Genomic DNA, 12,908 nt, shown 5'->3' with positions numbered 1-12,908 from the left:
CGGCTGGTTGCCTCCCCACGGGCGGCCAGCCGTTGTTGCGTGTTGGCGCGCTCGCAGTGTGAGGCGCGTTGGCGCGCTGGATGTTAGTCGTCGTGTGGGCGGCGCACAACGGGCGGCGGCCACGCGGTGTAGCCGAGCTCGCGCGAGATATTGCGGGCAGTTTCGCGCAACACATTCAGCACATTGTCTTCGGGCGGCCATTCGGTCGAGTGCAGCACGACGGCCACGGCGGCGATGACGTTGCCATTGCGGTCGGCGATAGGGGCCGCAATCGAGGATTCGCCGAGCACCGCTTCATCTTGCTCCGTGGCGATGCCGCGCTCGGCAATCTGCGCAAACTGCAGAATGAGTTTCGAGGGATCGGTGATGGTGTCACCGGTAAGACTGCGCAGGGGTTTCTCGAAAAGCTGGTCGGCGGCATCCGCGTTGTAGGTCAACAGGATTTTGCCCATAGCGGAGGCGTGCACGGGAATGGAGAGGCCTGTCTCGGGCATCTGTTCTGTGCCATCTGGCCGGTTGTTGTGATGGATGACGATGACTTCGTCGAAAAGTTCGGAACCGAGGCGAACGGCGAGCCCGGTGCGTCGGGAAAGTTCTTGCGTCCAACGCATGGCACGAGCGCGAACATCGAGGGTGTCGAGGTAGACGTTGGAGAGTTTCAGCAGGGCCGGGCCGAGCATGTAGCGGTTGCCGTTGGGCTCTTTGGCGACGAGTCCGTGCACTTGAAGGGACTTGACGATTCCGTGCACCGTGGATGGGGGAAGCGAGAGTAAGCCGGCGAGCTCGGTGATGCCGAGATGGCGTGCGCCTTGGAGCGACGAGAGCACTTGTGCTGCTCGATCAATGGATTGGATCAACGCTGTTCCCCGTCATTTAGCCGGTATTCATTATGTCTGCACCACAGGTCTACTTTCGAACCGGTTGGGCTTGACAAGATGTAACTGAACGTAGCATATTCGACATTATCGAATAACGTTCCGATATTGACGAACGTTCGCGACACCCGGTCGCACGCGCACAACCCAGTTCAAAGGAGAACTAATGGATGAGAACAAGCAGTGGCAGAAGCTAGCTGCGGAGTTTCTAGGAACCGCCTTCCTCGTTTTCGTCGGCGTTGGCTCAGTGCCCGCGACGTTCATCTTGAATGGCGATGAGCCATTCACCATGGCGAGTCTCGGAATCATCTCGTTCGCGTTCGGTCTGATCGTTGTCGTCACGGTCTATGTCTTCGGCTACATCTCCGGTAACCACATCAACCCAGCCGTCACGATCGGCCTCGCCGTTGCTGGCAAGTTCGCGTGGCGCGAAGTGCCCGGCTACCTCATCGCTCAGCTCTTGGGTGCAACCGCCGGTGCATTCGCGATCGTCGGTGTTCTTGGTCAGGCTGCTGTCGACGCCGGTCTTGGCGTCGCCGCCTACAACCCCGACACAATTCCTGTCGGCCAGGCATTCTTCGCCGAGTTCGTCGGAACGTTCCTCCTCGTCTTCACCGTCTTCGGAGTCATCCACCGCAAGGCAGCTCCCGGCTTCGCCGGACTCGCCATTGGTTTCGTCGTCTTCGCCGCCATCATTCCCGTTGGCCCGATCACCGGCGCATCCATCAACCCCGCCCGCACCACTGGTCCGATGCTCGTTCAGCAGATCATGGGCGGCGAAGTAGCGTGGGAGCAGCTGTGGGTCTACCTTGTAGCTGAACTGCTCGCTGGTGTGCTCGCAGCACTCGCCTTCGGATTCATCTCCAAGACCAACGCCGACAACAAGACCCTCACTGAAGCACTCACGGAAGAGAAGGCTAAGTAATGAAGAAACTGATTAACACCCCCGAATCGGTACTCGCCGACGCGCTCGCCGGAATCGACGCCGCGCATCCAGAGCTCACGGTCGACCACGTCAACCGCGTGATCTACCGCGGAGAACCCACTCGCGCCGGCAAGGTCGCGCTGATCTCTGGTGGCGGCTCGGGCCACGAACCGCTTCACGGCGGCTTCGTTGGCTTCGGGATGCTCGACGCAGCGTGTGCCGGCGAAGTCTTTACCTCGCCGACCCCCGACCAGATGCAGGAAGCAACCAAGGTCGCTGACTCCGGTGCTGGAGTTCTTCACATCGTCAAGAACTACACCGGCGACGTCATGAACTTCGAGATGGCCGCCGAAATGGCCGAAGCTGAAACCGGAGTGAAGGTTGCCTCGGTCGTCGTCAACGACGACGTGGCTGTTCAAGACTCGCTCTTCACAGCTGGACGCCGCGGCGTTGGCCTCACCGTATTGCTCGAAAAGATCGTCGGCGCAGCAGCTGAAGAGGGACAAGACCTCGCCGCGGTCACCGCACTGGCGCACCGCGTTAACGATTCCGGCCGCTCCATGGGTATGGCACTCACCAGCTGTACCGTTCCCGCCGCTGGCAAGCCGACCTTCGACCTGCCAGACGACATGATGGAAATCGGCGTCGGCATCCACGGAGAACCCGGTCGTCACCGCGAGAAGCTCGCGGATGCGGCATCCATCGCCAAGCAACTCGTCGACCCGATCTTGGCCGACATGGACTTCACAGGATCACCAGCCATTGTGATGATGAACGGTATGGGCGGCACCCCGCAGATCGAGCTGTACATCATGTACAACGAGGTCGCGAAGCTGCTCAAGGCTGCCGGAGTTGAGGTTGTGCGCAACCTCGTCGGTGACTACATCACGAGCCTTGATATGGCCGGATGCTCGGTCACGATCCTCAAGGCTGACGAAGAAATGTTGAAACTATGGGATGCCCCGGTGAACACCGCCGGGCTCCGCTGGGGAGTCTAAGAACTATGTCTACAAGCACCATCTCGCTCGACCAACTGATCGCCTGGCTTTCGCGGTTCCGCGATCTCGTGACCGAGAAACAGAGCTACCTGACCGAACTCGATTCGGCCATTGGCGACGCTGACCACGGCTCCAACATGGTCCGCGGCATGAACGCAGTGGTCGAGAAGATTGGTGCAGAACCCGCGACCGCCGCCGACGCACTGCTGAAGTCTGTAGGTATGACTTTGGTGACTTCCGTCGGCGGCGCGAGTGGCCCCCTCTATGGCACTCTCTTCCTGCGCATGGGCGTGAATGCTGGCCCCGTGACTGAGCTCGACGCTGCCGCCCTCGGCGCTGCACTGCGAGCCGGCCTTGAGGGCGTTGTGGCACGCGGCAAGGCTGAAGCGGGCGACAAAACCATGTTCGACGCGATCGCGCCGGCGCTTGACGCGTGGGATGCTGCCGTCGCTGACGGTGCAGATGTTGCTGCCGCGGCATCCGTGGCTCTCACTGCTGCTGACAAGGGCCGTCTTGCGACCGAACCTCTCGTTGCCCGCAAGGGTCGCGCAAGTTACCTCGGTGAGCGTAGCGCCGGACACATCGACCCGGGTGCCACCTCGAGCACGCTGCTGTTCCAGGCTCTCGTCGACACCGTTACGAGCTGATCGTGATTGGCATTGTGGTCGTAAGCCACAGCCCTGCCCTCGCGCAGGCCGCAGTGGATCTCGCGCTTGAAATGGTGGGGGAGACCCCGCCGCCGATCGCGATCGCTGCGGGCGCTGGCGACGGCATCATCGGTACGGATGCCGTGAAGGTTGCTGCGGCAATCGACGAGGTAGCCAGCGGTGAGGGCGTTCTCGTCTTCATGGATCTCGGCTCAGCGGTGCTCAGCAGCACCATGGCCACCGAGTTCATGACAACAACTGACGAGGTGCGGCTCACCGATGCGCCCTTCGTCGAAGGACTCATCGCGGCAATTGTGCTTGCCAATGCTGGCGCCTCACTCGACGAGGTTGATCGCGAAGCGCGGGCAGCAATGGGCGCAAAGCAGAGTCAGCTCGCTGACCAGGGCGGTGCCCCTGACGCGGCTGACGCTCCTGGCGCGGCTGACGCGGCGGCAGCTCCTGCCGCGGCTGCCGCTGATGCTGAGTCAGTCGACCCCACAGAAGTCACCGTCGAAGTTCCGCTTGTGAACCCTGATGGCTTGCACGCGCGCCCCGCATCGCTCATTGTGCAGGCGCTCGCGGGAGTGGATGCCAAGCTCACGATCACCGACGTGACCGCGGGCAAGGGACCGGTGTCGGGCAACAGCCTGATCGGAATCATGTCGCTTGGCGCGGCCAAAGATCACATCCTCAAGTTCACGGCCACCGGTAGCTCAGCGCAGCAGGCCGTCGACACTCTTGTCACGATGACGGGCGACGGCTTCGGGGAACTCGCGAGCTAGCGACCCCGTGGCGTCACCCGCCTGAGTTTCGCCAGCCTGAGCGTCACAGGTCCGCCTGGCGGCGGCATCCATAACGCTGACAGATCGATCTATTTTCGGTAGGCCGTCACGGCGGCTGACGCGCGGGCGGGTACGCTCACCGAGACATGAATCGCCAGCTCACTCTTCTCTTCGCCGCCCTTGAGGCGCTCCTCGTTGTCGCTATTGGCATCGCGATTCCGTTGGTGCCGCTGACACTGTTGTGGGGCATCCACTACGGATTGGCAATCGACTGGACAGTATTTTGGCGAGCTGCTGTCGATATTTGGCTTGTGGGGCACGGCGTCGACATCACCGTTGTTCTTGATCCAACGGTGGCAACCGCTGTTGGTTTGCCCGACGCGAGCACGCCGGTCACGATCACCATGGCGCTGCTCGGCTTCGCGCTTGTGACTCTTCTGCTTGGTGTTCGGGCTGGTCGTCGGGTAGCCGAGACCCCCCACCTGCTGCTGGGCACTCTTGCTTCGCTCGCCACCTTCGCCGCTGCCTCACTTGTGCTGACATTCTCGGCACTGCATCCGGTTGCCCGCCCTTCGCTGTGGCAGGGCACGCTGTTGCCGACCGTCGTGTTCGCGATTGGCCTGCTGATTGGCAGCCAGATTGTGTCTGCGACCAACCCTGTGTCGGGAGGCATCCGTCGCTGGATTGCCGGATGGCCAGCCCATGTTCGCACGATCGTCGGCACGGCTTTGCGAGGCGGCGCCATCGCGGCTGCCGGCTTGCTCATGGTCGCGTCTCTCGTGACGACGCTCGCGATTGTGACGTCATTCGCCGAGATCATCACGCTCTATGAAGGACTCCACACCGAGGTGCTGGGTGGCGTCGCCGTGACGATCGGCCAACTCGCGCTGCTGCCGAATATCGTGTTGTGGGTGGCCGCGTGGCTCGTAGGTCCTGGCTTTGCGATCGGAACAGGCTCTACTGTCTCGCCGTTGGCCACCACCCTCGGGCCCATTCCTGCTATCCCTGTTTTTGGCGCACTGCCGAGCGGAGACTTCGCTTTCGGATTTGCCGGACTCCTCGCTCCCGTCATCGTCGGCTTCCTCGTCGCCGCTGTGCTGGGGCCGCGTATCGCTGGAGAACTGCGTCGCCGCGAACTCGCGATCGTCGCGCTCGGTATCGGGTTTACCGCAGCGACCATCATCGGGTTGCTGACGTGGGCATCTGCCGGGGCGGCGGGTCCTGGACGGCTGGGTGATGTTGGCCCTGAGCCGTGGATTGTTGCCCTGTGGGCGTTCATCGAGTTTTCGATCGCAGCAGGGCTCGGTCTTCTGGCGTCCGCACGCCCGGAGCGCGCTGACGACGGCTTCACTGAGCGCTAGGCTGGGTGCGTGCTCACACTCGTTGTCTTGATTTCCGGGGGCGGGTCTAACCTCGCCGCCCTGCTCGAAGCGGCCGAGAGTGCCGACTTTCCCGCCCGTGTCGTCGCCGTTGGCGCCGACCGCGTTGCTGACGGGCTCGACCATGCCGAGCATTACGGCATCCCCACCTTCTCTGTCGCGATGTCGAACTTCAAGAACCGCGACGAGTGGGGCGATGAACTGCTCGAGCAGATCCAATTCTGGAACGCCGACCTCGTCGTGCTGAGTGGCTTCATGAAGCTGCTGCCGCCGCGCGTCGTCGAGGCGCTTTCGCCCAACATCATCAACACTCATCCGGCCTACCTGCCGGAGTTCCCGGGAGCCCACGCGGTTCGCGATGCGCTTGCCGCTGGGGCGACCCAGACGGGTGCCAGTGTTATCAAGGTCGACAACGGTGTCGATAGCGGTCCGATCATCGTGCAAGAGCGCGTTGCAATCGAGCCGGGAGACACCGAAGAACACCTGCACGCCCGCATCAAGCCGATTGAACGGCGCTTGCTCGTGCAGACGATCGAAGACATTGCCACCAATCGCATCAACCTAAAGGAACTCTGAATCTCATGAGCGGCCCTAGCCACAACCCAGCCGATTTCCGCGAACGCGATGTCGTTCCCATCCGCCGCGCCCTCATCTCGGTGAGCGACAAGTCGCGTCTCCTTGACCTCGCGGGTGCGCTTGCCGATGCGGGCGTAGAGCTCGTCTCGACCGGTTCCACGGCAAAGACGATCGCCGAAGCCGGTTATGACGTCACCGAGGTATCGACGGTCACGGGTTTCCCCGAGTCGCTCGATGGTCGCGTTAAGACGCTGCACCCGTCCGTGCACGCCGGTATCCTCGCTGACCTGCGCCTTGAGTCGCACGAAGCTCAGCTCGCCGAGCTCGGCATCAAAGCCTTCGACCTCGTTGTCGTGAACCTCTACCCCTTCGTGGAAACGGTTGCCTCGGGCGCTGCTCCCGCAGACATCGTCGAGCAGATCGACATCGGAGGGCCCGCGATGGTGCGCGCCTCCGCCAAGAACCACGCCAACGTCGCCATCGTCACGAGCCCAGACAGCTACGACGAGATCATCGCCGCGGCAGCAGGGGAGGGCACGACCTTCGCTCAGCGTTACGCGCTCGCCTCCAAGGCTTTCGCTCAGACCGCCGCCTATGACACCGCTGTGTCGCAGTGGTTCCTGACCGGTGCGCTTCTCGGTGAGACGGATGCCGCGGCATCCGCCCCCACACTGCCAGTGCACCTCGAGGTTGCCGCCGACCAGCTCGCCGTACTTCGTTATGGCGAGAACGCCCACCAGCAGGCAGCTCTCTACGGTGTGGCCGCTCAGCCCGGAATCGCGCAGGCAACGCAGCTCGGTGGCAAAGAGATGTCGTACAACAACTACGTGGATGCCGACGCAGCTCTGCGCGCCGCCTTCGACCACGACACTCCCGCTGTCGCGGTCATCAAGCACGCTAACCCGTGCGGAATTGCCACTGCGGCCAGCATCTCGGAGGCCCACGTTTTGGCGCACGCCTGCGACCCGATCTCGGCCTACGGCGGAGTGATCGCGGCCAACGGAATCATCACGAAAGCTGCCGCTGAGTCAATCGCACCAATCTTCACCGAGGTTGTTGTAGCTCCCGGCTTTGAGCCTGAAGCACTCGAAATCTTGAAGGCCAAGAAGAACCTGCGTTTGCTGCAGCTGCCTGAGGGCTACGCGCGCGATAGCCGCGAGCTGCGCCAGATCTCGGGCGGCATGCTCGTGCAAGAGCTCGACAAGCACTTCTCACCGGCCTCCGCGTGGACGCTCGCTGCCGGCGACGCCGCCGATGCCGAGACTCTCGCCGACCTTGAGTTTGCGTGGCGAGCTGTGCGCGCCGTCAAGTCGAACGCTATTTTGCTGGCCAACGGCGGAGCATCCGTCGGTGTCGGTATGGGGCAGGTCAACCGTGTTGATTCGTGCCAGTTGGCGATCTCGCGGGCCGGTGACCGTGCCAAGGGTTCGGTTGCGGCCAGTGACGCGTTCTTCCCGTTCGCGGATGGACTGCAGTTGCTGCTCGATGCGGGTGTGCGTGCAGTGGTTCAGCCTGGCGGTTCGATCCGTGACGAAGAAGTGATTGCGGCAGCGGTCGACGCCGGCGTGACCATGTATTTCACGGGTGAGCGCCACTTCTTCCACTAACAAATATTGTCTGGTGTACGCCGGCTCTCTACGGGGAGCCGGCGTAAGGCAAACGCATAGAATCTTCCCGGTAGGTTGGTGCGCATGATCAGTGCACAACGGCGTATGGCCGCAGCTTTTATTTCCGGAATTGCCGTTGCCGGCACCGTCTATCTCGCGATCGGGTTGACGTTCTTTACGTCGAACGGTGCTGCGGCAGAAAACTTGCCGACAATCGCCGAATACTTCTTGCCGATGGCGTTGGTGCTCTTCTTGCTCTACTCGCTTGCTGCGGCACTCGAGATTCACCGCTACTGGTACACGACCGCCGTGTCGGCCCTCGTGATCGGTATCGCTTCCGCGTTCTTCGGTACCGCGCTCGGCATTATTGCTTCGGGATCGGAATGGAACGCCGAAGCCATGGCCTTCATCTTGGCCAGCCTGCTCGGCACGAACCTTGTCTTTGTCGTTGCCACGATCATTACGGCGCTCACGGTCGGTCGTCGCGTCTGGGCAGCCGTGGTTGCTCGTGCCCCGCAGTCGACTTCCACGCTCACCGCTCTCGTGCGCGCCCCTTCCTCGCGCATGGCTGAGGGAGAACTCACGCACTTGGACCGTGTTCCTGTGGATGCCGACCTTGCCGATTCGCAGTGGGAGTCCTACGTTGCGGCCCTCAAAGACAACGGCTTCGAGGTAATCGAAGTTGCTGCCGACGACGATCTTGCCGATTCTGTTTTCATCGAAGACACCGTCGTGATGTTCGGCGAGGTTGCTGTGCTCACGAGCCCCGGCGCTGAAAGCCGCCAGGCTGAAATCGTTGCCGTGCGCACGAGCGTCGACGACCTTGGTCTCGAACTCCACGAAATCACCGAACCCGGCACTCTCGATGGCGGCGACGTTCTCAAGGTTGGTTCGACGGTCTACGTCGGTCGCGGGGGCCGCACGAACGCAGAGGGCATCCGCCAGTTGCGGGCGATCGTCACCCCGCTCGGCTACACCGTGATCGCGGTGCCCGTTGAGAAGGTGCTGCACCTCAAGAGCGGCGTCACAGCCCTGCCTGACGGCACGATCATTGGGTACCCCGACCTCGTCGACAACGTCGACCTGTACGACCGCTTCTTGGCCGTTCCCGAGGCCGAGGGTGCTGCTGTTGTTGTGCTGTCGGATGACGCGGTTCTCATGTCGTCGTCGGCTCCCCAGACTGCGGCGCTCATCGAGAACTTGGGCTACCGCGTGGTTACCGTTGACGTGTCTGAGTTTGAGAAGATGGAGGGCTGCGTCACGTGCCTCTCCGTTCGCATCCGCTGAGTTGAGACTCTGTCAAAAAATTTGTGGATAGTGATTGTGAAAGCGCCGGGGCGGGCATATTCTAAAAGGCTGTCTGCCCCGCGCCAATCACGACGAGGAGCAGCGGTTCACGGTCGCACACGACGCGACCCGCAGTAATCGCGATCCCTGAACGCAGGGATCCCTCTCGTCAAGGATCCATGGTGTCACCACAGTCTGACCAGCCAGAACGCGTGAAAGCGGTTGGCACTTTTACGGCGATCCGCCGGCTTTACCCGTACGCACAATCGGCCATGCCGTTCATCTACCTCGGTATGGCGGCAGCGCTCGCAGCCGGAATTGTTGCGCTGCTCATCCCGCAAGTGTTGCGCTCGCTTGTGGATGGGCCGTTGCAGTCGGGCGACTCGAGCCAGATTTGGCCCGCCTTCTTCATCGTCCTCGGGCTCGGCATTGTCGAGGCGATCATGATCGCGCTTCGTCGCTACTTCGTGCTCACGCCGGGAACCCATGTTGAAGCGCGCATGCGCAACACCCTCTACATGACCTTGCAGCACCTGCCCGTGAGCTTCCACGACCGCTGGCCGAGTGGCCAGCTGCTGTCGCGTGCCGTCAGCGACCTCAACCTCATCCGTCGGTGGTTGTCGTTCGGCCTCGTCTTGCTCGTGGTCAACGTGCTCACAATCATCGTGGGGCTGCTGTTCCTCGTGAACATCTCGTGGGTGCTCGGCGTGATCTTTATCGTCACGTCCATCCCGCTGTGGATCTACGGGTACGTCTTCGAAAAGAAGTACTCGATCGTGGCCCGCCGCAGCCAAGACCAGACCGGTGACCTCGCGACCGCCGTCGAAGAATCAGTTCACGGCATCCGTGTTCTGAAAGCATTCGGGCGAGGAAAGCATGCGCTCGTCGGCTTCTCGGCTCAGGCCGAAAGTTTGCGTGGCACCGAGATTGAGAAGGCCCGCGCTATCGCCGGCATCTGGCTCTGGCTGCTGCTGGTGCCCGACGTCATGTTCGCGCTCGGACTTCTTGGCGGTGTGTGGCTTGTCGTTCAAGGAAACATCTCTGCTGGAGACCTCGTTGCCTTCTTTGCCACGGCCACTGTCTTGCGGTTCCCCGTGGAATCGATCGGCTTCCTGCTCTCGATGACGTTCGACGCGCGCACCGCCGCCGACCGTTTCTTTGAAGTGATGGACTCGGCAAACCCGATCACTGACCCCGAGCACCCCGAAACGATCACGGATAGCCAGGGTCGCCTTCAATTCACGAACGTGCACTACCGCTACCCGGATTCACCCGCGAATGTTCCCGACCTCGTCAACGGCATGGATCTCAGTATTGAGCCGGGGGAGACCATGGCGCTCGTCGGCCTGACTGGTTCGGGAAAGTCGACGATCACGGCCCTCACGACACGTCTCTATGACGTGACGGAAGGATCGATCAGCATCGATGGTGTCGACATTCGCAACCTCACTCTGATTGAGCTGCGGCGTCACCTTGCGATGGCGTTTGAGGATGCCACGCTGTTCTCATCGAGCGTGCGCGAGAACGTGCTCATGGGGCGCCCGGATTCCACCGAAGAACAACTGCGCGAAGCCTTGAGCATCGCACAAGCCGACTTCGTCTACGACCTGCCCAAGGGCCTCGACACCCTGGTCGGTGAAGAGGGCCTGAGCCTGTCGGGCGGTCAACGGCAGCGCCTCGCGCTCGCCCGCGCCGTTGCTGCACAGCCCGCGGTGCTCGTGCTCGATGATCCGCTGTCGGCGCTCGACGTCGACACCGAAGCGCTCGTCGAGGCAGCGCTGCGCAAAGTGCTGAGCTCCACGACCGCGCTTATCGTCGCTCACCGTCCATCGACCGTGATGCTCGCTGACCGCGTTGCTCTTCTCGAAGATGGCAAGATCACCGCGGTCGGAAAGCACTCCGACCTGCTGGCGACCAGTAGTCACTACCGTTACGTCATATCCAGTCTTGAAGAGGAAGAGCAGGAGGTCAGTTCATGAGCGTGATGGGAACCTCCGGCGAAGAACGCAACGACTACACCAAGGACGAGAGTCGTCAAATTCGGCAGCGTTCACTGCGCCTGCTCGGATCGTTGATCGCGCCCGTGCGCCTTCGCGTGATTCTCACGATGGCTGTCGTCGTCGTGAGCACGGCCGCGCAAGTGGCCGGCCCCGCGCTGATCGCCTACGGCATCGACAACGCGTTGCCCGCCCTCATCGACGGCGAAACGTTGCCGCTCGTGCTCGTCGTTAGCGCGTACCTCTTCACGGGCATCGTTGGCGCGTCAATGATCGCCTGGTACACCGTGCTGAGCGCTCGCGTGAGTCAAGCGATCCTGTTCGACCTGCGCAAGCGCGTCTTCTTGCACACGCAACGGCTGAGCCTTGAATTCCACGAGAGCTACACTTCGGGGCGCATCATCGCGCGCCAGACCAGCGACCTCGATGCGATTCGTGAACTACTCGACTCGGGAATCAATCAGCTCGTGCAGGGTGCGCTCTACATGGGGTTCATCGCGATCGCGATGTTCTCACTCGACTGGGTGAGCGGCGTCATTCTGTTCTGCGCGCTTGTGCCCCTGGGGTTCCTCACGCGCTGGTTCCAGGTGCGCTCGCAATTGCACTTCCGCGAAACCCGCACGGCCTCTGCCAAGCTGATCGTTCACTTCGTGGAGACCATGACCGGCATCCGCGCGGTGAAGGCGTTCCGCAAAGAAGAGCGCAACCGCGAACAGTTCGGCGGTCTCGTTGAGAACTATCGGGATGCCAACGCCCGCGTCATCCAATTGTTCGGAATCTTTGACCCGGGTCTGGTTCTCATCGGAAACGTTGCTCTCGCGATGATCCTGCTCGTGGGTGGGTTGCGGGTTTCCACCGGCGACCTTGCGATCGGTGCCCTGCTTGGCGCGCTGCTGTATGCCCGTCAGTTCTTTGCGCCTGCGCAAGAGATGGCGATGTTCTACAACTCGTACCAGTCCGCTGCTGCCGCTTTGGAAAAGATTTCGGGAGTGCTCGAAGAGCGCCCGACCGTTGCTGACCCCACGACTCCGATTGACCTGCGCAAGGCCAAGGGAACGGTGAAGTTCGACGGTGTGGAATTTGCTTACAACGCCGACAAGGTGATCCTGCCGAAGTTCGACCTTGAGCTGCCAGCGGGTCAGACGGTCGCGATGGTGGGAACGACGGGTGCCGGAAAGTCGACGCTCGCGAAACTCATTTCGCGCTTCTATGACCCCAGCCAGGGCACCGTCTCGCTTGACGGTGTCGACCTGCGCAAGCTGCATCCGAAAGATCTTCGCCGTGCAATCGTGATGGTCACGCAAGAGGCCTACCTGTTCTCGGGCAACGTTGCCGACAACATTGCGCTCGGTAAGCCCGACGCGACCCGCGAGGAGATCGTGAAGGCCGCGAAGGCGGTAGGCGCACACGAGTTCATCGAGGCGCTGCCCAACGGCTATGACACCGACGTGAACAAGCGTGGTGGTCGAGTGAGTGCCGGGCAGCGACAACTCCTCTCGTTCGCGCGCGCGTTCATCGCCGACCCTGTCGTGCTGATTCTGGATGAGGCAACCGCGTCGCTCGATATCCCGAGCGAACGCCTCGTGCAGGCCGGCCTTCAGACGCTGCTCTCCGACCGCACTGCCGTCATCATCGCGCACCGGCTCTCAACGGTCGCGATTGCTGACCGCGTGCTCGTGATGGAACACGGTCGCGTCATCGAAGATGGCACCCCGCAGGAACTCATTTCGGGCTCCGGCAAGTTCGCGCAACTGCACGCGGCCTGGCGAGACTCGCTCGTTTAGTCTGACGCTCTCCCGGTGCTCTCCAGAGGTGTCGAACTCACCCCTAAGCCA

The 12,908-nt window shown here is 62.0% G+C and carries 11 protein-coding genes; 10 read left to right on the top strand and 1 reads right to left on the bottom strand.

Annotated features, from left to right (window positions below):
* Positions 1-83 precede the first annotated feature (83 nt).
* Positions 84-857, bottom strand: a complete 774-nt coding sequence (locus I6E56_RS05655) for an IclR family transcriptional regulator (RefSeq protein WP_197136626.1) — start codon at positions 855-857, stop codon at positions 84-86.
* Between the two features lie 184 nt (positions 858-1,041).
* Between I6E56_RS05655 and I6E56_RS05650 the strand changes: the two genes are divergently transcribed.
* The 10 genes from I6E56_RS05650 to I6E56_RS05605 all read left to right on the top strand — a co-directional run bounded on the left by I6E56_RS05650 (position 1,042) and on the right by I6E56_RS05605 (position 12,857).
* Complete coding sequence (locus I6E56_RS05650) at positions 1,042-1,800, top strand: MIP/aquaporin family protein (protein WP_197136625.1); 759 nt, start codon at positions 1,042-1,044, stop codon at positions 1,798-1,800.
* A complete protein-coding gene (gene dhaK, locus I6E56_RS05645) occupies positions 1,800-2,798 on the top strand; it encodes a dihydroxyacetone kinase subunit DhaK (RefSeq protein ID WP_197136624.1) in 999 nt (332 codons plus the stop codon). The genes I6E56_RS05650 and dhaK overlap by 1 nt, the downstream gene beginning before the upstream one ends.
* A 5-nt stretch (positions 2,799-2,803) precedes the next feature.
* Positions 2,804-3,445 (top strand): dihydroxyacetone kinase subunit DhaL, encoded by a 642-nt coding sequence (dhaL, locus tag I6E56_RS05640; protein WP_197136623.1) that lies wholly within the window; start codon positions 2,804-2,806, stop codon positions 3,443-3,445.
* Between the two features lie 2 nt (positions 3,446-3,447).
* On the top strand, positions 3,448-4,227 hold the full coding sequence (dhaM, locus tag I6E56_RS05635; RefSeq protein WP_197136622.1) for a dihydroxyacetone kinase phosphoryl donor subunit DhaM: 780 nt from the start codon (positions 3,448-3,450) through the stop codon (positions 4,225-4,227).
* A 146-nt stretch (positions 4,228-4,373) separates the two neighbouring features.
* Entirely contained in the window at positions 4,374-5,588 is a 1,215-nt protein-coding gene (locus I6E56_RS05630) for a DUF6350 family protein (protein ID WP_197136621.1), read from the top strand.
* 9 nt (positions 5,589-5,597) lie between these two features.
* Complete coding sequence (gene purN, locus I6E56_RS05625) at positions 5,598-6,182, top strand: phosphoribosylglycinamide formyltransferase (RefSeq protein WP_197123235.1); 585 nt, start codon at positions 5,598-5,600, stop codon at positions 6,180-6,182.
* A gap of 5 nt (positions 6,183-6,187) precedes the next feature.
* Complete coding sequence (gene purH, locus I6E56_RS05620) at positions 6,188-7,789, top strand: bifunctional phosphoribosylaminoimidazolecarboxamide formyltransferase/IMP cyclohydrolase (protein ID WP_197136620.1); 1,602 nt, start codon at positions 6,188-6,190, stop codon at positions 7,787-7,789.
* Between the two features lie 84 nt (positions 7,790-7,873).
* On the top strand, positions 7,874-9,076 hold the full coding sequence (gene ddaH, locus I6E56_RS15245) for a dimethylargininase (RefSeq protein ID WP_304611010.1): 1,203 nt from the start codon (positions 7,874-7,876) through the stop codon (positions 9,074-9,076).
* Positions 9,077-9,255: 179 nt separating this feature from the next.
* Positions 9,256-11,055 (top strand): ABC transporter ATP-binding protein, encoded by a 1,800-nt coding sequence (locus tag I6E56_RS05610; protein WP_197136618.1) that lies wholly within the window; start codon positions 9,256-9,258, stop codon positions 11,053-11,055.
* Positions 11,052-12,857: an ABC transporter ATP-binding protein gene (locus tag I6E56_RS05605; protein ID WP_197136616.1), complete on the top strand. Its 1,806-nt coding sequence runs from the start codon at positions 11,052-11,054 to the stop codon at positions 12,855-12,857. Before I6E56_RS05610 ends, I6E56_RS05605 begins: the two co-directional genes overlap by 4 nt.
* The last annotated feature ends 51 nt before the right edge of the window (positions 12,858-12,908 follow it).

The sequence above is a fragment of the Salinibacterium sp. NK8237 genome (genome assembly GCF_015864955.1).
Classification (GTDB): domain Bacteria; phylum Actinomycetota; class Actinomycetes; order Actinomycetales; family Microbacteriaceae; genus Rhodoglobus.
The sequence above is the reverse complement of the archived record's forward strand: the minus strand, read 5'-3'. Positions and strand labels throughout refer to the sequence as shown.

Coding starts and splice junctions, on each gene's coding strand:
- I6E56_RS05650 (WP_197136625.1), top strand. CDS start 1,042: ATGGATGAGAACAAGCAGTGGCAGAAGCTAGCTGCGGAGTTTCTAGGA.
- dhaK (WP_197136624.1), top strand. CDS start 1,800: ATGAAGAAACTGATTAACACCCCCGAATCGGTACTCGCCGACGCGCTC.
- dhaL (WP_197136623.1), top strand. CDS start 2,804: ATGTCTACAAGCACCATCTCGCTCGACCAACTGATCGCCTGGCTTTCG.
- I6E56_RS05630 (WP_197136621.1), top strand. CDS start 4,374: ATGAATCGCCAGCTCACTCTTCTCTTCGCCGCCCTTGAGGCGCTCCTC.
- purH (WP_197136620.1), top strand. CDS start 6,188: ATGAGCGGCCCTAGCCACAACCCAGCCGATTTCCGCGAACGCGATGTC.
- ddaH (WP_304611010.1), top strand. CDS start 7,874: ATGATCAGTGCACAACGGCGTATGGCCGCAGCTTTTATTTCCGGAATT.
- I6E56_RS05610 (WP_197136618.1), top strand. CDS start 9,256: ATGGTGTCACCACAGTCTGACCAGCCAGAACGCGTGAAAGCGGTTGGC.
- I6E56_RS05605 (WP_197136616.1), top strand. CDS start 11,052: ATGAGCGTGATGGGAACCTCCGGCGAAGAACGCAACGACTACACCAAG.